The sequence below is a fragment of the Ruegeria sp. H7 genome (assembly GCF_056532945.1).
Genome location: NZ_JBQFNZ010000003.1, coordinates 157044 through 175700 on the forward strand (window position 1 = coordinate 157044; position 18657 = coordinate 175700).

Below are 18657 nucleotides of genomic sequence, written 5' to 3' on the forward strand. Positions count from 1 at the left end.
GAAGGCCCTGAAAGCTATGCCCATCGTCAATCCAGATTTTTCGAAATGCTTTGATGCCAAGAACGAAACTCCAAAAAGTGCTGCCAAGTGCAGCTTTCTAACAAGGCATTGCTTGCTCGAAGCGGCTTACAAATGTGGGCTTCTATGATTGCCATCACGCCCAAGATCATCACACCAATCGCGATGCTTAAAATCGAATATATCGTTATTTCAGACCCATTGAATACAAAATACAGCAAGGGAGAAACGATAAAGGGCATGGAGACAAGGCTCATTAGCCGAACTGCTCTCAGCCTTTGTTCTGTAGTCTCGGCAATGTCTTCGCTAGCTCTTTTGAGGCCATCTTTCCATTCCAGAAATTCATCCTCGAGCTGACCGAGCAAGTAATGCCCGCAACGACAATACTCCCTCGTGAGATACTCCATCTGCCCGCAACAGGCGCACCTGATTGCGTTGATCCCTGGCGCTTTGGGACGTGTTGGATCGCACCGGATTAGTGCTTCGTCGGGAGCGAGTGCGTTCTTCTCAAGAAATTGGTCTAGCCTATCTGAGAGCGAAATGGTTCGTGGCTTCAGCAAGTGGACGTTTGATGGCAACTGACCCTTGGACATCACGCGACTAGCCCGAGGATGCGGTCTACTCGTTGCGTGTCGGGTGCATTCTCGGATGTATTGAGTGGATCCTGATTGAGGAACTCCGCGAAGAGAAAATCAATCGCGTCCCACTTTTTCTCATCCGGGACTGACAGGCCGCGTTCGTTGATCCGGTGCTCTACAGCCATCCCAACCTTGCGGTAGGCTCGCGCCATTTCACGTTCACGCCGGGTAAGTCCTGGCTCAACGTCGCCTTCCAGCACCCATAGCGGGTCAGCCTCGAACTCTTGGAACACCTTCAACAAGAGCGATCCGGGCAGATCGCGTTCTCCCCTTTCATAGTACTGATAGGCGCTTCGGCTGACATGGAGACGCTCAGCCATCTCTTCTTGAGACAATTTTTCTTGGCGTCTTATTGCCGACAATCGGTGTCCCAGGCCTTCAACAGTCATGCGCAACCTTAAAATTAGTTGCATTGACCACAAATATGGTCACATATTTGAGATGTAACCATGATGCGTGGCTATGCGCTCGTTTCTCTCATGCCGAGCGTACTTTTGTTTCATTCTGAAGGCAAAAGAGAATCTTCTGCTTCGTTTCGTGGTCCAGACAGCCAGAGGTGACGCATGACGAAATTTCTTGAAACACCGAAAGAACTTGCCGAGCGCGTTGGTATTCCTGTGACCAACGTTCGCTACCTGATCCGCGAAGACATGCTGGATCACATCTTCACAGCGCCTGGAAAACGGAACCCGAAAATACCCAACGGGGCTTGGGAGAAGTATGTGGCGCAGTTCACAGTCAAAGCCGAACCGGGAACGGCAACCTCGCGCAGAGAGGGCTGAGCCATGTTTAATCAGGACGCAACAGATGGTTCTCAAATCCTTGGCCTAGGCAAAACTCCTGCACAGTGGGTCGAGGTCATGTCCGGCATGGGGATCGATATTTCCGAGCGCACCTTGCGGGAGCGGGCAAACGACACCGGCGCTTTCTACCGCCTTGGACGAACCATGCTGATCACACCGGCGCAGATCGACAAGATTTTTGAAGGAGGCCAGGCATGCCGCTCCAAATCTACAAGCGGGGTCGCTTCTACTGGGCTAAGGGCTGGGTCGAGTACAACGGCAGGCCAATCGCAGGCCCATACCGGCGAAGCACTAAGGCATCTACAGAAGCGGGCGCACGGGACTGGATAAACCGCGAGACCGAGCTCCAGATACGCCGCCATGTGGTTGGCGACGAACCGAGCAAGACGTTCTCCGATGCAATCATGCTCTACAATGCCTCGCCTAAGACCGCGAAGCAGTTGATCCCTATTGTCGAAGAGGTTGGTGATATGCCTTTGGGCGCAATCTCAGGTGCGCTGCTGAAAGGCCTTGGCCCCAAACTAAAACCAAAGGCATCGACAGACACTTGGTGGCGCGAGATCGTGACGCCAGCGAGTGCGGTCATCAATAACGCGCACGAGCTGGAAGGCACGCCGCTGATCCGGGTGAAGCCCTACGACAAGTTCGAGCGGATCGCTCAGGACAAGCGGCGCGGGAAGATCAGCCGCGTGGAACGCAAGCCTGCCGACAAGGAGTGGATCGAAGCCTTCTGCCGAGCCGCTGACGCATACAACGCCGCTTTGGTTCGGTTCATGTTCGAGACGGCGGCGCGGATCGATCAGGCTGTCTCAATTGAGCCTGACGATCTGCGACCCACGGAGAACAAGGTCAGGGTAAAGGCGCAGAAGGGCCACCCCGAAAGTTGGATCACTGTTTCGCCTCAGATGATGGACGAGCTGCTGGCCTTGCCACCGAAGCGACCAAAGAACCGCAAGACTGGCAAGTTCATGAAGCCTCGCGTTTTTGGCTACGGAAGCTCTACAGGCTACAACACCCGCTGGAAGACGATCTGCAAGAGCGCGGGTATTCCGTACCTCTCAGCCCACCCGGCAGGGCGGCACGGGTTCTTCACTGAATTGGTCGTGCGCCAAGGCGTCGATCCCGTCACTGCAGCTAAGGCAGGCCGCTGGTCAGACCCGAATTTGCCTATGCGCATCTATGCCCATGCAGAGACGGATGAGGCCGATGTCAGGGCCCGATTTCGTACAAACCATGTACAGGCAGACACTGTACAAACACCCAAGAGCAAGAAATCACAGAAGGAATAGCGCTATGAACGGTTCCCTCCTAAGGGGCAGGTTGCAGGTTCGAATCCTGCCGGGGTCGCCAGTTTAGGGTGTTATTGGCTCTGGAAACCGCGCGCGGGTGCGGTTGGCGAAGGCGACCAGGGACAACATGACCGGAACCTCGACCAGAACGCCCACGACCGTTGCCAGCGCCGCGCCCGAGTTCAGCCCGAACAGGCTGATGGCGACGGCCACGGCCAGTTCGAAAAAGTTCGATGTCCCGATCATCGCGCAGGGGGCGGCGATGCGGTGGGGGACTTTCAGGGCGTAGGCGGCTCCGTAGGCCAGGGCAAAGATGCCGTAGCTTTGGATAAGGATCGGGACGGCGATCAGGACGATGACCATCGGTTTCGACAGGATCGTCTGGCCTTGCAGACCGAACAGGATCACAACCGTTGCGATCAGGCCCATGATGGACCATGGCTTGACCCGGGCCGAGAAGGCATCGATGGCCTGTTGCGAGCCCAGCTTGCGCCGCGTGATCAGCCCGGCGATCAGGGGCAGCACAACATACAGAACCGTGGCCAGTACCAAGGTCTGCCATGGGACCGAGATGTCGGTGACGCCGAGCAGAAACGCCACGATGGGCGCGAAAGCCACAACCATGATCAGGTCGTTGACCGAAACCTGCACCAGCGTATAGGTCGCATCCCCCTTGGTCAGCTGGGACCAGACGAAGACCATCGCCGTGCAAGGGGCCGCGCCCAGCAGGATCAGGCCGGCGGTGTATTGGGCCGCATCCTCGGGTTTGATCCACGGGGCGAAGACATAGTCGAAGAACAGTACGGCCAGCAGCGCCATGGTGAACGGTTTGATCAGCCAGTTGACGACCAGCGTCACGATCAGCCCCTTTGGTTGGCGCGCCACGCCCGCGACCGCCCCGAAATCGACGCCAACCATCATCGGATAGACCATGGCCCAGATCAGGATGGCGACGACCAGATTGACGCTGGCGACCTCAGCCGAGGCGACCAGCCCGACGAGGCCGGGCGCAGCCAACCCGATCACCACGCCCGCGACCATGGCGAGGGCAACCCAGATGGTCAGGTAGCGTTCGAAAATGCTCATGAATATGCCTCGGATGTTTGGTCGGTCAGTTTGCCCGATGTCAGCGCAGCCAGCGCAACCATCACCGCCGCTGTGCCAAGCACAAGGGACAGCCCGCCGATCTGATAGGTGAGGCCGGACAGGACGGTGCCGACCAACCGGCCCGTTGCGTTGGCCATGTAATAGAAGCCTACATCCATCGTCACCCGCTCGGATTTGGTGAAGGCGAGGATCAGGTAGGAATGCAGGGATGAGTTGACGGCGAAGATCGCTCCGAACACCAGCAGGCCGATGACCAACGTGATCGTTAGCCACGTCTCGGGTCCCGAGGACAGCAAAACAGCCAGTGTCAGAGCCGCAGGAATGCAGAACAAACCTGCCGCCCAGCTGCGGGCGGCGCGGATCAGGTCGCCCTCGCTGCGGTCCGAGGCGCGCAGGATCTTGGGGGCGCTGGCCTGTACCGCGCCGTAGAGGATGACCCATATCGCCATGAACGTGCCGATCATGAAGAACGCGGCGCGATTGCTGTCCTCGGTGCCGTCGGACAGCACGGCGTAGAAGTAGATCGGGATGCCGACCACGAACCAGACATCCCGCGCGCCGAACAGAAAGACACGGGCCGCTGACAGCCAGTTCACGTTGGCGGATTTCGAGAACACCTCGGAGAATTTCGCGCCTTTGCGCCCTTTGGGCAGCCCCGGCGGCATGAACCGGATGACGGCGAACAGGATCACTGCCAGAACAACAGCCATGACCACGATGGCGGTCATGAAGCCCAGTGTTGCCAGCATCGCAGCACCCAGCAGAAAGCCCAGACCTTTGACCGCGTTCTTTGACCCGGTCAGCACGGCTACCCAGCGAAACAGCCCACCGCCCTCGGCCGGAGCCAGCAGTTTGACAGCGGATTTCGAGGACATTTTGGCCAGATCCTTGGCCACCCCGCTGGCCCCTTGCACAACCATGACAAAGGCAACCGATGTGGCGACGGTCCAGTGCGGGTCCAGCTGAGTCATTGTCAGCAGAGCCGCGACCTGTAGCCCCAGCCCGGCATAAAGGGTCGAGGTCAACCCAAACCGCGCCGCAATCCAACCCGCGGCCAGGTTCGTCACCATCCCGGCGATTTCATAGAGAACAAACAGATACGCCAACTGCACCGGCGAGAAACCCAACGTATGAAAGTGCAAAAGCACCAGCATCCGCAAGGCCCCGTCGGTCAGCATAAAGGCCCAATAGGCCGCCGTGACCGCGATATAGGCCGACAGTCCCTCGGGCCGGTTGGTCACAGCAAGGCCCCGACCATCAGCGCCACATCGACCAGACGGTGGGCATAGCCCTTTTCGTTGTCATACCAGGCGTAGATTTTCACCTGCGTACCGTTCACCACCATGGTCGACGGCGCATCGACGATCGAGGAGCGTTCGTCATTGGTATAGTCAGTCGAGACCAAAGGCCGGGTTTCATAGCCCAGAATACCCTTCAATTCGCCTTCGGCGGCGGTTTTGAACAGGGCGTTGACCTCTTCAACCGTGGTCTCGCGCTCGACTTCGAACACGCAATCGGTCAGCGAAGCGTTTAGCAGCGGCACCCGCACCGCGTGGCCGTTCAGACGCCCTTTGAGCTCTGGATAGATCAGTGTGATCGCGGTGGCAGACCCGGTTGTGGTCGGGATCAGCGAGTTCAGCGCCGAACGGGCGCGCCGCAGGTCCTTGGCGGGGCGGTCGACGATGGTCTGCGTATTCGTCACGTCATGGATTGTCGTTATCGAGCCGTGTCGGATGCCCAGATTCTCGTGGATCACCTTGACCACCGGGGCGAGGCAGTTGGTCGTGCACGAGGCCGCCGTCACGATCTGATGGGCGGCAGGATCGTAGATCGCATCATTGACCCCGAAGACAATATTGGCGGTTGGTCCGTCCTTGACCGGGGCCGAGACGACAACCTTCTTCACGCCCGCGTCGAAATAAGGGGCCAGCTTCGCCTCGGTCTTGAAGACGCCGGTGCAGTCGATCACCACATCGACACCGTCCAATGGCAGCGCGTTCAGGTCCATGGTGCCGATAAAGGGTAGACGGGTGCCGTTGATGGTGACGCTGTCGGCGTCATGATCGAATGTTGCATCCCAGCGGCCATGGACAGTGTCGAACTCCAGCAGATGCGCGTGCATCTCGGGGTCGCCGACCGCGTCATTGATCCAGGCGATCTTTGCGCCTTTCTCCAGCAACGGCTTCAGCGCCAGTTTTCCAATTCGGCCAAGGCCGTTTACAGCATATGTGGTCATATCATTCCCCGACCGAGTTTCTGCCGATGTCATCGACAGCAGATTGCAGCGCGATCCGGTCAAGGCTTTCGACCGGCAGTGATGTGAAGGCTTCGATCCGGTGCTTCAGCGCGCCATAGGCGCTTTGGAACGCCAGACTTTTCTCGGCATCGGTTCCGGTGGCTTTGACCGGATCTTCCATGCCCCAATGGCCGCTGATGGGCTGACCTTCCCAGGCCGGGCATTCTTCGTTGGCGGCCTGATTGCAGACGGTAAAGACGAAATCCATTTCCGGTGCGTCCTCGGTTGCGAACTCGGACATATGCTTTGACCGCAGCACCGAGGTGTCATGCCCTTTGTCCTTCAACACCTGAACGGCGAACGGGTTCAGTTCGGACGCGGGCTGGGTTCCGGCGGAATGCACATTGAACCGATCCCCACCGAGTTGGCGCAGCAGGGATTCGGCAAAGATCGAGCGGGCAGAATTGCCAACACACAGAAAAAGGACGTTGAACTTGCGATCTGTCATAGTGTCATTTCCTTTTGTGAAAGGCATGCAGATGTCCGGGCGGCCCCGGCAGCAATCGACAATCAGAAAATCCAGCATCCCCTGCACATTCTTCATGTCGACCGAGTAGCGCAGCGAAGTTCCGGATCGTTCCTGAGTGACCAGCCCCGACCGTTGCAGTGCGTTCAGGTAGTTCGACATGGTGCTGGGTTTGATGCCCAGTTCCCCCGCAAGCTCGCCCGCAGGCACGCTGTCAGGAAACCGTCGCATTAACATGCGAAACACAGTGATACGCTGCGGGTGGCCCAGGATGGCCAGTTGATCAGTGATTCTTTCTATCATATTTCATGAAATATCGAAATAAGAGTTACGGATCAATTCGCGACTGGTGCCGTTACAAAAATTTCACAAACCAGGATGTCACCGCTGCGCAGCGTGATCAAAGCCCGGTTCCCGCGCATCTGGACTTGCAGGCGCAAGAGCGACGGTTTAAACGAGCCTTCACACCCGGGTCCGGGTGGCCCAAGGTGCCGCTGTAGCTCAGCTGGTAGAGCACGTCATTCGTAATGATGGGGTCGGGGGTTCGAGTCCCTTCAGCGGCACCAGTTCTTCTCAGTGAAAACGCCGTCGATTTTGGACTCAATCGCTTCGGATGACCGTTGGACGGTCGGCATTGGACCTATCATTCAGCACTGAATCTGAGACGCCCGAAAAAACGACGTAACGTCGCTTTGGTTGACACTTTCCTTAACAAGTTGACGTAAGCGTCAACTATCGCTGGTTATTTTGACTGCGCGGTCAAAAACTGATGCAAATCGTCGATTCCTTCCCCCTTACGTCTCAAAACGAAACCCCTACATCCGCGGTGTCGCTGCGGGAAGCACTCACGGAAGGGGATCCTAGAGCCTGCCTCACCAGTTGCGCTCGGATGTGGCCCGCAGCGGCAAAGCTTGGGCAAATAAGTGGGAGGAGAGAATTTGATACCGTATGTCTTGTCTGTTCTTCGCAAGGCTCAAACGAGCGAGAACGCTGACGTGAATCATCACGATCACCAGTGCGTCATAGTATTGGACGAGGAACAGGGATCTCCCGGACTGAAGAAGGACGAGCTGCGGGATCTCTTTCATGTCGCGTTTGTCGAGATGGACCGGGACTTGCCAAAACGTCGAAAGAAAAAAGCACAGTCAAAGTCGACTTAGCACCATCAATCTGACCAGGTCAGCGTCAACTGCGTCTGTGTCACAATGGCAGCCGGGCGGCCGTCCGACAGCGCGACAGTGGTTTGCCATATCATCGTCTTCCGACCTCGGTGCAACGGAATGCAGGTCAGTGTGATCTGGTCTTCGATCTGAATTGGCCGAATAAAGTTGGTTTTGCTTTCCAATGTCGTGGTGCTGGCCCCTTCTTCGAGGTTCAGAGCCGCCGCAACACCGCCAATCGAGTCCGCTGCCCCCATGATCGCCCCACCGTGCATGACGCCGTTCCGGTTGCCCATGTCCGGTCTGACACGCAAAGTGGCAATGACTTTTTCTGGCTCAACCGATTTCAGCTCTAGCCCCAATGATTGAGAATAGGGCGGTAGCCAGTCCTGAGTATCTTTGTGCGGCATCTGTGTTTGGTTCTTTGATGATCTGACTTCAGTCATTGGCTTACTCTATTGCCATACGTAATGCGGATTGCGTTCGCCTTTCAAAAACCGTGCAACATCAATTGCGTCAATGACCAATGAAACACTGTTGAAGCCTGCAAGAACACAAACCCACCAAAAAAGCGCAGGGTCCGTGTCTTTGTCCGGCAAATTAGAAACGAAATAGGCGATCATTGGGACCCATAGAAAGTGGCCTGCGCCAAGCAGCCTGACAAAACCCAATCTGAAGTAAATCACGATCATCAGCGAAATACCGACCCCGACCGCGACAAGGTTGAACCAAGCATAATAGGAATCGAGGAAGAGCAGAGAGGCCAGATTCACAAGTATCAGGCAGATGGCCCAAGCTCTGGCAATTGGCTTGAAGCGAAACAGAACGATCCAGAGAATTTCGAAGGCACGCATGCGCCCTACTTTATCATCAGCGCAATAGTTGTCAGTCACTATCGGAATAACCATCAGCTGCGGAGCACCCTCAAAACAGGGATTGAACCCGTCGGCGCATCCGAGCGAACACCAGCCCTCTTGGCCCAAGGCCCAGACCGATTCAGGGGACCCGACCCAGAATGATTGACATGCTCTCGCAGTTGGTATGCTATCCACTCCCATAACAATCACAGAAATTTGCGGCACTGCATCGTGAATTCGGTGCAGCTAAATGACTGCAAAAAGGGAGGAAATTATGAACAAACCAATGCTTGCACTTGCGGTGCTGATGACGTCGACGACGTTGGCCAGTGCGGAAACCCTGCGCTGGGCGCGCTCGGGCGATGCGCTGACGCTGGATCCGCATTCGCAAAACGAAGGGCCCACGCATACCGTGCGCCATCAGATGTATGAACCGCTGATTATCCGCGATACATCCGGCGCTTTTGAGCCTGCACTTGCCACGGATTGGGCCCCCAGTGAGAGTGATCCCAATGTCTGGGTGTTCAACCTGCGTCAGGGCGTGAAGTTCCATGATGGGGCCGATTTCACGGCGGAAGACGTGGTGTTCAGCATCAACCGTGCCAAACAGCCGAACTCGGACATGAAGGAACTGATCAACTCGATCGTCGAAGTGCGCGCTGTCGATGACCACACGGTCGAGATTGTGACCGACGGCCCGAACCCGATCCTGCCGGCGAACCTGACGGACCTGTTCATCATGGATCAGGGCTGGACCGAGGCGAACAACACGGTCGATGTGCAGGATTTCGAAGGCGGAGAGATTACCTTTGCCACCACCAACGTAAACGGTACCGGGCCCTACAAACTGGTCAGCCGCGAGCCGGACGTGAAAACCGTGATGCAGCGGAACGAGGATTACTGGGGCCGCGATCAGTTCCCGATGGCGATCAGCGAAATCATCTATACGCCGATCCAGAACGACGCGACCCGCGTCGCGGCGATGCTGTCGGGTGAGGTGAATTTCCTTCAGGACATGCCGGTTCAGGATCTCGACCGGGTCAATGCCGTGGATGGTCTGGTTGTCAAACAGGCACCTCAGAACCGGGTGATCTTTTTTGGCATGAACCAGGGCGGGGATGACATCGAAGCGGATAATGTCGATGGCAAGAATCCTTTGGCCGATGTGCGCGTGCGTCAGGCCATGTCCAAGGCCATCAACCGCGACGCCATCAAGCAGGTGGTCATGCGCGGTCAGTCGCAACCCGCCGGGATGATCGCGCCGCCCTTCGTGAATGGCTGGACGGCCGAGATGGACGGTGAAAGCAGCACGGATGTCGAAGGCGCCAAGGCCCTGCTGGCCGAGGCGGGGTATCCCGACGGATTCTCGATCCGGCTGGATTGCCCGAATGACCGTTACATCAACGACGAAGGCATCTGTCAGGCCGCTGTCGGGATGCTGGGTCAGATCGGCATCACGGTGAATCTGGATGCCAAGCCCAAGGCGCAGCACTTCCCGCTGATCACGGATGGAAAGACCGATTTCTACATGCTGGGCTGGGGTGTTCCGACCTATGACTCGGAGTACATCTTCAACTTCCTGGTTCACGGTCGTGAAAGCGACATTGGCACGTGGAACGGAACCGGCTTTGACAATGACGAGCTGGACGCCAAGATCAAGTCTCTGGCCTCGAACACGGACCTCGTTGCGCGCGATCAGGATATCGCCGAGATCTGGCGCGTGGTGCAGGATGAACAGCTGTATATCCCGATCCACCATCAGGTGCTGAACTGGGGTATGGCCGAGAATCTGGACATCAACGTCGATCCCGAAGATCAGCCGATGGTGAAACATTTCGGCCTGAACTAACCCGTGTCGCCGGGCCTCGGGGTACGAGGCCCGGCACCAAAAAAGTGGGAGCTATCATGAAACGTCTGACCACTGCCGCGCTTTTGGGCGCGCTTGCCATGCCGGTTGCGGCCGAAGAGTTCACCTTTGCCGTCACCACCGATCCGCAAACGATGGACCCTCATGCGGTGAATTCCGCCCCTGTTCTGGGGTTCCTGAACAATGTCTACGAAGGGCTGGTGCGTCGGGGCAAGGATATGACCATCGAACCGGCGCTGGCCACCAGTTGGGAAACCATCGGGGACGGTGCAGGCTGGCGGTTCAAGCTGCGCGAGGGCGTGACATTTCATGATGGGTCCGAATTCAATGCCGATGATGTGATTTTCTCGTATCAGCGCGCGTCCGATGAAAATTCAGACACCCGTAGTTGGTTCGCGCCGGTCAGTGAGGTGGTGAAAGTTAACGATTACACCGTCGATGTGATGACCACCGCGCCAAATCCGATCTTTCCTGACAGCATCGCCAACTGGATGATCATGGACAGCGGCTGGGCCGAGGCCAACGACGCCGCCCTTCCCGACAAAGAGGCCGGGAACCATGCGACGCTCAACGCCAACGGAACCGGTGCCTTTCGCGTCACTGCACGCGAACCGGGGCTGCGTACTGTCCTTGAGCCTTTCGAGGGCTGGTGGGACGAGGCAGAGCACAACCTGACCCGCGCCGAACTTGTGCCGATCCAGAACCCGGCGACCGCTCTGGCGGCTCTGCTGTCTGGCGATGTGGATTTCATCAACCCGGTCCCGATTCAGGACGTCGCCCGTTTGCAGGGCAACCCGGATGTAAAGGTCATTCAGGGGATCGAAGCGCGCGTGATTATGCTGGGCTTTGACCAGCAGGAAGGCGCAAGCGAGGCCGGGCAGGGTAATTCTGACCTGTTCCTTGATCCGCGAACCCGCGAGGCGGTGGCCAAGGCGGTCAACGTTCCGGCCATCCTTCAGACCATCATGCGTGGCAATGCCGAGGTAGCCAGCCAGTTGGTCAGCCCGGCGATGCGCGGCTATTCAGCGGCCAATTCAAACCCTTACGCCTATGACCCCGACGGGGCCAAGGCGCTGCTTGCCGAAGCGGGGGCAGAGGGGGCCGAGGTCAGCTTCAAATGCTCCAACAATCGCTATCTGAATGATGAAGCGGTTTGTCAGGCGATCACCGCCATGCTGACTCAGGCCGGGCTGAATGTGACGCTGGATGCGATGCCGGTGCAAAACTACTGGCCGGAACTGCGGGCCGACAATTTCGACATGTATCTTCTGGGCTGGTCGCCTGGCACGTTTGATGCCGAACATCCCGTGCGCTTTCTCGCCGCGACCCCGAATGAGGAAAAGAAGCTGGGTTCGTGGAACTTTGGCGGCTATTCGAACCCTCGCGTGGATGAACTGCTGCCGCTGATCCAGTCCGAGATTGACGAACCCGCACGTCAGGCAATGCTGGATGAGGTCGCAGGTATCCTGCAGGACGAGGTAGCTTATGTGCCGCTTTACGTTCAGCCTTTGGTCTGGGGTGCCCGCAGCAATATCGAGCTGACGCAACGGCCCGACAACTTCTTTCTTCTGCGCTGGGTCACGGTCAACTAAATGCTGTCATACATCATCAGGCGCGTGGCCCAGTCGGCGCTGGTTCTGTTCGTCGTGGGCCTTGTCGCCTTTTCCATGTTCCGCTTTGTCGGTGATCCGATCGACAACATGCTGGGGCAGGAACGGACCATGGAAGACGTGGAACGTCTGCGCAGCCAATTGGGCCTCGATCAGCCATTTCCGGTGCAATATGTGAAGTTCCTGCAAGAGGCGGTGCAGGGCAATTTCGGCGTCAGCTTCCGCCAGGGTCGCCCGGTGGCCGAGATTCTGGCCGAACGCGCCCCTGCGACGCTGGAACTGGCAATGGTGTCAGCCGTGTTTGCCATTGTTCTGGGCATTGCGCTGGGCGTCTTTACCGCAATCCGGCGGGACGGGTTTGCGGCGAATTTCATCATGTCGGCCTCGCTGATCGGGGTGTCTCTGCCCACCTTCCTGATCGGTATTCTGTTGATCTACGTCTTCTCGGTCGAACTGGGCTGGCTGCCCAGCTTTGGGCGCGGTGAGGTCGTTGACCTTGGCTGGTGGAACACCGGGTTCCTGACCGCCAGTGGCCTCAAGGCGTTGATCCTGCCCGCGATCACGCTGGGATTGTACCAAATGACCCTGATCATGCGGCTGGTGCGGTCCGAGATGCTCGAGGTGCTGCGGCAGGACTACATCCGCTTTGCCCGCGCCCGTGGACTGAGCGACCGGACCATCAACTTCCGCCACGCGCTGAAAAACACCATGGTTCCCGTGATCACCATCATTGGCCTGCAATTGGGGGCCATCATCGCCTTCGCCATCATCACCGAGACAGTGTTCCAGTGGCCAGGCCTTGGCCTTTTGTTCATCAATGCAATCCAGTTCGTGGATATCCCTGTCATGGCAGCTTACCTGATGATGATCTCGGTCATCTTCGTCACCATCAACCTTGCGGTCGACATCCTTTACGCCTTCATCGACCCGCGCCTGAGGGTCAGCGCATGAGCCGTGTGAAACGCATTCTGGACAGCGACCAGTTCTACGCCTTTCGCCGCTCGCCCGTGGCCATAGTCTCTGCGACGGTGGCTTTGGTCCTGATCCTTGCCACCATCCTTGCACCGCTGATTGCGCCGACGAACCCGTTTGATCCGGCCAGCCTGAACCTGATGAATGGCTTCACCCCGCCGATGGAGCCGAACGCCTTTACCGGTGAAAGCTTTCTGATGGGCACCGACGATCAGGGCCGGGATGTGTTCTCAACCATTCTCTACGGCATGCGAATCTCGCTGTTTGTGGGCGTGGCGGCGGTTCTGTTTGCCATGGTTCTGGGGATCATTCTGGGCTTGCTGTCCGGCTATTTCGGCGGCTGGACCGAAACCATCATCATGCGTACGGCGGATGTGCAGCTGACCTTCCCATCAATCCTTCTGGCCATGCTGATCTTTGGCATCGCCAAGGGCATCACGCCCATTGAATACCGAGACCAGATGGCGATCTGGGTGCTGATCCTTGCCATTGGCCTGTCCGACTGGGTGCAGTTCGCACGCGTCGTCCGGGGTGCCACGTTGGTGGAAAAGAACAAGGATTACGTCGCCGCCGCCCGTATCATTGGGCAAAGCCCGCTGACCATCATGTTGCGCCATATCCTGCCCAACGTGCTGTCACCGGTGCTGGTGATCGCCACCATCTCATTGGCGCTGGCGATCATTGCCGAGGCGACGCTCAGTTTCCTTGGTGTTGGTGCGCCGCCTACGCAACCGTCGCTGGGCACGCTGATCCGTATCGGGCAGGGCTTCCTGTTCTCGGGTGAGTGGTGGATCCTGTTCTTCCCCGCCTGCACCCTGCTGGCGCTGGCGCTGAGTGTGAACCTGCTTGGCGACTGGCTGCGCGATGTTCTGAACCCGAGGCTGAAATGACCGACCCCGTTCTTTCGATCCGCAACCTGACGGTGGAAATCCCCACCCGCCACGGCATCTTCAAGCCGGTCGAGCATGTGACCTATGACCTACATCCCGGTGAAATCCGGGGCGTTGTCGGCGAAAGCGGCGCGGGAAAGTCCATGACCGGCAACGCCGTGATCGGCCTGCTGGACCCTCCGGCCCATGTCTCCGAGGGCGAGGTCTGGCTGAACGGTCGCCGGATTGACGAGTTGGACGCCGAGGACAAGCGCAGAATCCGGGGCAAAGAGATCGGGATGATCTTTCAGGACCCTCTGACCTCCCTGAACCCGCTGTTCACGGTGGGCGAACAATTGGTCGAGACAATCCAGCTGCATCTTGGCCTGTCGGCGTCCGAGGCGAAGAAACGCGCCATTGCCCTGCTGGATCGGGTGTCCATCCCGGACCCGGCGGATCGGTTCAATCAATACCCGCACCAGTTTTCCGGCGGGATGCGTCAGCGGGTGGTGATCGCGCTTGCGCTGTGTACCGAACCCAGCGTGTTGATCGCAGATGAGCCTACGACCGCCTTGGACGTGTCCGTGCAGGCGCAGGTGCTGGATCTGATCAAGGAACTGGCCAAGGAACGTCAGGTAGGCGTCATCCTTGTGACGCACGACATGGGCGTCATTGCCGATACCACAGACACAGTGACCGTGATGTATTCCGGCCATGTGGTTGAAAGCGGCACGACCGATCAGATCCTTGGCGCGCCGACGCATGACTATACCAAATCCCTGATTGCCGCTGTGCCGCGCCCGCATACAAAGGTCGAGCGTTTTCCGGTGGTCAGCTATGGCGAGCGAGAAAGGACCTTCAAGATCGACGATCTGGCAGCGCATTGGGACAAGACCGATCTGTCTAAATCCGGTAAGCTGCTTGAGGTCGACAACATCACCAAGACCTTCCTGCAAAAGGGCGGTCTGCTGCCATCGCAACGCAAGTACTTTACCGCCGTCGATCAGGTCAGTTTCGACATTCGCGACGGCGAGGTGTTCGGCCTTGTTGGCGAAAGCGGGTCCGGCAAATCCACCGTCGCACGGATGATCGGCACGCTTTATCCGGTGGACGGTGGCCAAGTGATCTTTGATGGGCAGGACGTGACCGCCATGGGGGCGGACGCACTGCAGGCCTATCGCCGCCAGATCCAGATGATCTTTCAGGACCCGTTCTCAAGCCTAAACCCCCGCATGAAGGTCGGGGACCTTGTGGCCGAGCCGATCCATCACCACAAAATCCTGCCAAAACCCGCCGTTGAGCCGCGCGTGCGCGAGTTGCTGGATTGGGTCGGTCTGGCCAAGGATGCCTGGCGCAAATACCCGCATGAATTCTCGGGCGGGCAGCGCCAGCGCATCTGTATCGCCCGCGCGCTGGCCACGCAGCCCCGGTTCCTGATCTGTGACGAGCCGACAAGCGCGCTGGACGTCTCGATTCAGGCACAGATTTTGAACATTCTGAAGGACCTACAGGATCACCTTGGCCTGACAATGCTGTTTATCAGCCACGATCTGCCCGTCGTGCGGCAGATGTGTGATCGGGTGGGCGTCATGCGACAGGGCAAACTGGTCGAGGTTCAGGACACCGATGCCCTATTCTCGGCCCCTCAGCATGCCTATACCAAAGAGCTGCTGGATTTGATGCCCCGGTTGAAACAACTGGCGTAGTGGCACTGGTCAATTGCTGCTCAGGGCGCCCTCAATGCTGCGCCGAACGGGGCAGAGCTTTCAGGAAATCCGCGCTGGCATCATCGGATGGAAAGAACAGTTCGATCTTCAGATCGTCCAGCGTCACATCCGTAACGGTGCTGAACTGCGCGATGGTGCCGAACATCGAAACGCGCTGGCCGCCAAACCGATAGATCGTCGGAATGGTTGGTCCAAAGGCGGCGTCACTGCCAATCTGCGCCTGTTCCGCCAGAGCCCGCGCGGCGGCGTCCAGTTCCGGCAGGCCACCGGCATTGGCGCTTTCGGACCGCAGACGCAGCATTGTGTGATGGGCCACCTCGGGCCAGTTCTCGACAAGCTCGGCCATCAGTGGGCTGGTGATCAGCGTCAGAAGGCTTTGACCTTGCGCGATCCCAAGCGGTGCAAACAGCATTTCGGCGGGTTTGTTCAGCCGAACAAGGTGCCACAGCCGGTCCAGCACCATTGCCGGGTAAGGTTCATGCTGTTTCAGCGTCCAGTCCACGGCGCTGCGGATGGGGGCCATGGCGGCATCATCGAAGGGCGTCGCCGCAAATCGAGCGGCGAACCCCTCGGCCCGCATCATCTGATTGCGCGCATCGACCGGCACATCCATGACCTCGGACAGGTGCAGGATCATGTCCGGGCTGGGCCGGGACCTGCCGGTTTCTAGGAACGAGATATGGCGGGCGCTGACATCAGCCTCAACCGCCAGATCAAGCTGGCTCATCCTGCGCCGCTTGCGCCACTCTTTCAGCAATCTGGGATACGGGGTCATGACGCAAGCCTAGCAAGCGCGGGTGCAGAAATCACTTACCTCTGACGTAATTGCTTTGCGCTCGAGCCATGGCGCATCAAGGACGGGTCTTGAACAGGAGGGGACCATGACCCGACAACATTCCGCAATGCGCTTGTCCGGCATTATTCTGATCGTGACCGGCGTTCTATTCGCGCTTACCGCGCTTCCGGCTTTGCACGGTCTTGCGCATATATTTCTGACGGTCGCGTATTGGCCGTTCCAAACAGTTCCTTCGGATATATCCGCTCCGACCACATTGTTGCTGGCGATCACGGGCGGTCTGACAGCCGGGCTGGGCGCTATGCAATGGGCGTTGGGTACCCATGTTGCGCCTTTGTCGGCGACGGTGGCCGCGAAGGTTGCAAAGATTGCTGCGTGGACATGGTTCTGCACCGATAGCGCGGGGTCCATCCTTGTGGGCGCGCCGTTCAACGTTGTGCTGAACCTGTCCTTCCTGCTGCTGATCCTGTGGTCCTGCCGAACGCAGCCAGACGGCAATCCTGTCGCAACCTGATCCTGAGTTCGGCCCAACCGTTCAATAAGCGGCACCCTGTTCGAACAGGTCGGACAGGGACTTGCCCTCGACCACCTCCAGCATTTTGGCCATGGCCTGCACCGACGCCACCAGCTTTTCATCGCCGGATCGTTCGATCTCATGGATCAGTTTTTGCAGCCGCTTGACATCCTGGGCACAGATACGTCGGGACAGCACGTCACTTGTGGTGACCGCCCCGGACAGGATCGGGCCTATGGCGGTAACCGCGGCGCGGCGCACATCGCCATTTCGGATCATCAACTCGGTCAGGGCTGCGCGGTGCGCGCTTACCAGAGTGTTCAGCTGACGCCCGCTGCCCGATCCGTCCAGACGGGCCTGCAGGTCGCGCCCAAGACCACGGACCGGCGACCCGGCCCTTGCCCAGCGTCTTTCGCGCGGTGTGAACGGATGCAGCCTCGCAGCCGGTGACACATCCGCATCGGGCGAGGTGAAGCCCGGCGCAACCGCCATCTCTTCGACAAAGTCGGCAAACAGGCCATCGCAAATCGGTGCCAGATCAAGCTGCTCGAAAACATTTCGCATCTTGCAGGCCAGCCCGTCCGCATCCGTGGAACTGGCGAAATGCAGCCCCACAGCCGGATGGATGGCCGAGGACGTGGGCAACCCCGCCTGCGAAAAAACGACAGAGCCCGAGTCGCCCGGTTCCGCCCAAACACCGCCGTCAGAGGCCTGAATCTGCACGGCATCCTCGAAAAAGAAAATGTCGTCGGCCAGAAACACGGCAGTGTCCACATCCGCATCGACAACCTGGCCCTGGGTCAACCCGCTGGATTTGCCCGACTTCTGCACAGCCATGCCCAGCGTGGGCGTGTCCACCGCATAGATCGCCGAGCCGACGTCCAGCACAACCGTTTGCACCATGTCGGTGTTAGTGGGTTCGGCAATGGCTGCGTCGACGGTTCTGGTTTCGCCTGCCTGCAACTCGATCAGCCGCTTGACGGTTCCCACCCGGTCGTCCGTCACATCGCCGCCATCCGACAAGCCCGGCTGCAGCATCGGTCCGTTCAACAGGACCACGACGTCAAAAAAACCTACGACGTGGCATGCCGTCAGCATCACAAAGCTTGCATCGGTCCGGTCCCACGCCCAGCCGCCGATTGTGCCGGTAAAGACCGAGCCGCCGCTGACCCCGCCCGGAACAGGGCGGAACCTGTCTATCGGGTCGGCGGTAAAGCGCATCGGGGGCTGCTCGATCACATCGGTCGGCAATTCGACCTCGCGCCCGTCGCGCTGCGACCAAGTTCGGAATGCGGCGGGCACCCGGCGATCCGGCGCTATTCGGTCTGTCGGGTGCTTGCAGCTGACATAGAACCGCAGGCACAGCGTATCGGTTGGTTTGCCCGATACGATTTTCTGCCCGATCCCAATCGCATGGGCGTCATATCGTCGAAACGCACCCTTGCCCAAATGCTGTTTCTTGTAGGCCCTGAGCAGCGGATAAAGATCGCCTTCGGCGTTCGGGGTAACCATCAAAAGCCCTCCTACGGCATGAAAAAAGTCAGCAACTATCAGGAGTGTTCGTGCGCTTGGCTTACCCATAGACTAGCACAGATTGGCCAGGCCTGCATCACCGCCAGGTTGTGCCGCGCTGGCATCGGCCATTTGCAGCCAAGCCCCAACGGGCAG

General features: G+C 58.5%; 18 protein-coding genes and 1 tRNA gene. 9 read left to right on the plus strand and 10 right to left on the minus strand.

Annotation, left to right across the window (positions count from 1 at the left end):
* Nucleotides 1–26: 26 nt before the first annotated feature.
* Entirely contained in the window at nucleotides 27–425 is a 399-nt protein-coding gene (locus ACR0AC_RS09590) for a hypothetical protein (protein WP_480873028.1), read from the minus strand.
* 185 nt (nucleotides 426–610) lie between these two features.
* Nucleotides 611–1045 carry a helix-turn-helix domain-containing protein gene (locus tag ACR0AC_RS09595; protein WP_480873030.1) on the minus strand — a complete coding sequence of 145 codons (435 nt, stop codon included), beginning with the start codon at nucleotides 1043–1045 and terminating at the stop codon, nucleotides 611–613.
* 174 nt (nucleotides 1046–1219) lie between these two features.
* On the opposite strand from ACR0AC_RS09595, the gene ACR0AC_RS09600 reads away from it, so the two are divergent.
* Complete coding sequence (locus ACR0AC_RS09600; protein WP_480873031.1) at nucleotides 1220–1438, plus strand: hypothetical protein; 219 nt, start codon at nucleotides 1220–1222, stop codon at nucleotides 1436–1438.
* 215 nt (nucleotides 1439–1653) lie between these two features.
* A complete protein-coding gene (locus ACR0AC_RS09605; RefSeq protein WP_480873033.1) occupies nucleotides 1654–2748 on the plus strand; it encodes a tyrosine-type recombinase/integrase in 1095 nt (364 codons plus the stop codon).
* 63 nt (nucleotides 2749–2811) lie between these two features.
* Here the strand turns inward: ACR0AC_RS09605 and arsB are convergent, their stop codons facing one another.
* The 4 genes from arsB to ACR0AC_RS09625 are packed head-to-tail and all read right to left on the minus strand — an operon-like array spanning nucleotide 2812 to nucleotide 6920.
* The gene (gene arsB, locus ACR0AC_RS09610; RefSeq protein WP_480873035.1) at nucleotides 2812–3834 is read right to left on the minus strand and encodes an ACR3 family arsenite efflux transporter; all 1023 of its coding nucleotides are present in this window, start codon (nucleotides 3832–3834) and stop codon (nucleotides 2812–2814) included.
* The gene (arsJ, locus tag ACR0AC_RS09615; RefSeq protein ID WP_480873037.1) at nucleotides 3831–5096 is read right to left on the minus strand and encodes an organoarsenical effux MFS transporter ArsJ; all 1266 of its coding nucleotides are present in this window, start codon (nucleotides 5094–5096) and stop codon (nucleotides 3831–3833) included. The genes arsB and arsJ overlap by 4 nt, the downstream gene beginning before the upstream one ends.
* Nucleotides 5093–6091 (minus strand): ArsJ-associated glyceraldehyde-3-phosphate dehydrogenase, encoded by a 999-nt coding sequence (locus ACR0AC_RS09620; RefSeq protein ID WP_480873039.1) that lies wholly within the window; start codon nucleotides 6089–6091, stop codon nucleotides 5093–5095. Before ACR0AC_RS09620 ends, arsJ begins: the two co-directional genes overlap by 4 nt.
* A 1-nt stretch (nucleotide 6092) precedes the next feature.
* A complete protein-coding gene (locus tag ACR0AC_RS09625; protein ID WP_170735616.1) occupies nucleotides 6093–6920 on the minus strand; it encodes an arsenate reductase/protein-tyrosine-phosphatase family protein in 828 nt (275 codons plus the stop codon).
* Between the two features lie 187 nt (nucleotides 6921–7107).
* Here ACR0AC_RS09625 and ACR0AC_RS09630 point away from each other — a divergent pair.
* A tRNA-Thr gene (locus ACR0AC_RS09630) sits at nucleotides 7108–7183 on the plus strand.
* A gap of 599 nt (nucleotides 7184–7782) precedes the next feature.
* On the opposite strand, the gene ACR0AC_RS09635 is transcribed toward ACR0AC_RS09630, so the two are convergent.
* Both ACR0AC_RS09635 and ACR0AC_RS09640 read right to left on the minus strand, forming a co-directional pair.
* The gene (locus ACR0AC_RS09635) at nucleotides 7783–8187 is read right to left on the minus strand and encodes a PaaI family thioesterase (RefSeq protein ID WP_170735618.1); all 405 of its coding nucleotides are present in this window, start codon (nucleotides 8185–8187) and stop codon (nucleotides 7783–7785) included.
* A 45-nt stretch (nucleotides 8188–8232) separates the two neighbouring features.
* Nucleotides 8233–8670, minus strand: a complete 438-nt coding sequence (locus ACR0AC_RS09640; RefSeq protein ID WP_480583467.1) for a hypothetical protein — start codon at nucleotides 8668–8670, stop codon at nucleotides 8233–8235.
* Between the two features lie 238 nt (nucleotides 8671–8908).
* Between ACR0AC_RS09640 and ACR0AC_RS09645 the strand changes: the two genes are divergently transcribed.
* Genes ACR0AC_RS09645 through ACR0AC_RS09665 form a run of 5 tightly spaced genes read left to right on the plus strand, consistent with a single transcriptional unit; the run spans nucleotide 8909 to nucleotide 15658 of the window.
* Nucleotides 8909–10483, plus strand: coding sequence for an ABC transporter substrate-binding protein (locus tag ACR0AC_RS09645; RefSeq protein WP_170631438.1), 1575 nt, complete (start codon nucleotides 8909–8911; stop codon nucleotides 10481–10483).
* Between the two features lie 56 nt (nucleotides 10484–10539).
* Nucleotides 10540–12093: an ABC transporter substrate-binding protein gene (locus ACR0AC_RS09650; RefSeq protein WP_480873042.1), complete on the plus strand. Its 1554-nt coding sequence runs from the start codon at nucleotides 10540–10542 to the stop codon at nucleotides 12091–12093.
* Nucleotides 12094–13062, plus strand: a complete 969-nt coding sequence (locus ACR0AC_RS09655) for an ABC transporter permease (RefSeq protein ID WP_170521055.1) — start codon at nucleotides 12094–12096, stop codon at nucleotides 13060–13062.
* The gene (locus tag ACR0AC_RS09660) at nucleotides 13059–13973 is read left to right on the plus strand and encodes an ABC transporter permease (protein WP_170453450.1); all 915 of its coding nucleotides are present in this window, start codon (nucleotides 13059–13061) and stop codon (nucleotides 13971–13973) included. The genes ACR0AC_RS09655 and ACR0AC_RS09660 overlap by 4 nt, the downstream gene beginning before the upstream one ends.
* Entirely contained in the window at nucleotides 13970–15658 is a 1689-nt protein-coding gene (locus ACR0AC_RS09665; protein ID WP_480873044.1) for an ABC transporter ATP-binding protein, read from the plus strand. Before ACR0AC_RS09660 ends, ACR0AC_RS09665 begins: the two co-directional genes overlap by 4 nt.
* 31 nt (nucleotides 15659–15689) lie before the next feature.
* On the opposite strand, the gene ACR0AC_RS09670 is transcribed toward ACR0AC_RS09665, so the two are convergent.
* Nucleotides 15690–16454, minus strand: coding sequence for a helix-turn-helix domain-containing protein (locus ACR0AC_RS09670; protein WP_480873046.1), 765 nt, complete (start codon nucleotides 16452–16454; stop codon nucleotides 15690–15692).
* Nucleotides 16455–16560: 106 nt separating this feature from the next.
* On the opposite strand from ACR0AC_RS09670, the gene ACR0AC_RS09675 reads away from it, so the two are divergent.
* Complete coding sequence (locus ACR0AC_RS09675) at nucleotides 16561–16989, plus strand: hypothetical protein (RefSeq protein ID WP_170623383.1); 429 nt, start codon at nucleotides 16561–16563, stop codon at nucleotides 16987–16989.
* A gap of 21 nt (nucleotides 16990–17010) precedes the next feature.
* Here ACR0AC_RS09675 and ACR0AC_RS09680 read toward each other — a convergent pair whose 3' ends face one another.
* A complete protein-coding gene (locus ACR0AC_RS09680) occupies nucleotides 17011–18501 on the minus strand; it encodes a chymotrypsin family serine protease (RefSeq protein WP_480873048.1) in 1491 nt (496 codons plus the stop codon).
* Nucleotides 18502–18657 lie beyond the last annotated feature (156 nt).

Excerpts from the sequence above, each read along its gene's own strand:
- ACR0AC_RS09590 (WP_480873028.1), bottom strand. The coding sequence starts at position 425 with ATGGAGTATCTCACGAGGGAGTATTGTCGTTGCGGGCATTACTTGCTC.
- ACR0AC_RS09595 (WP_480873030.1), bottom strand. The coding sequence starts at position 1,045 with ATGACTGTTGAAGGCCTGGGACACCGATTGTCGGCAATAAGACGCCAA.
- ACR0AC_RS09600 (WP_480873031.1), top strand. The coding sequence starts at position 1,220 with ATGACGAAATTTCTTGAAACACCGAAAGAACTTGCCGAGCGCGTTGGT.
- ACR0AC_RS09605 (WP_480873033.1), top strand. The coding sequence starts at position 1,654 with ATGCCGCTCCAAATCTACAAGCGGGGTCGCTTCTACTGGGCTAAGGGC.
- arsB (WP_480873035.1), bottom strand. The coding sequence starts at position 3,834 with ATGAGCATTTTCGAACGCTACCTGACCATCTGGGTTGCCCTCGCCATG.
- ACR0AC_RS09620 (WP_480873039.1), bottom strand. The coding sequence starts at position 6,091 with ATGACCACATATGCTGTAAACGGCCTTGGCCGAATTGGAAAACTGGCG.
- ACR0AC_RS09625 (WP_170735616.1), bottom strand. The coding sequence starts at position 6,920 with ATGATAGAAAGAATCACTGATCAACTGGCCATCCTGGGCCACCCGCAG.
- ACR0AC_RS09635 (WP_170735618.1), bottom strand. The coding sequence starts at position 8,187 with ATGCCGCACAAAGATACTCAGGACTGGCTACCGCCCTATTCTCAATCA.
- ACR0AC_RS09645 (WP_170631438.1), top strand. The coding sequence starts at position 8,909 with ATGAACAAACCAATGCTTGCACTTGCGGTGCTGATGACGTCGACGACG.
- ACR0AC_RS09650 (WP_480873042.1), top strand. The coding sequence starts at position 10,540 with ATGAAACGTCTGACCACTGCCGCGCTTTTGGGCGCGCTTGCCATGCCG.
- ACR0AC_RS09655 (WP_170521055.1), top strand. The coding sequence starts at position 12,094 with ATGCTGTCATACATCATCAGGCGCGTGGCCCAGTCGGCGCTGGTTCTG.
- ACR0AC_RS09660 (WP_170453450.1), top strand. The coding sequence starts at position 13,059 with ATGAGCCGTGTGAAACGCATTCTGGACAGCGACCAGTTCTACGCCTTT.
- ACR0AC_RS09665 (WP_480873044.1), top strand. The coding sequence starts at position 13,970 with ATGACCGACCCCGTTCTTTCGATCCGCAACCTGACGGTGGAAATCCCC.
- ACR0AC_RS09670 (WP_480873046.1), bottom strand. The coding sequence starts at position 16,454 with ATGACCCCGTATCCCAGATTGCTGAAAGAGTGGCGCAAGCGGCGCAGG.
- ACR0AC_RS09675 (WP_170623383.1), top strand. The coding sequence starts at position 16,561 with ATGACCCGACAACATTCCGCAATGCGCTTGTCCGGCATTATTCTGATC.
- ACR0AC_RS09680 (WP_480873048.1), bottom strand. The coding sequence starts at position 18,501 with ATGGTTACCCCGAACGCCGAAGGCGATCTTTATCCGCTGCTCAGGGCC.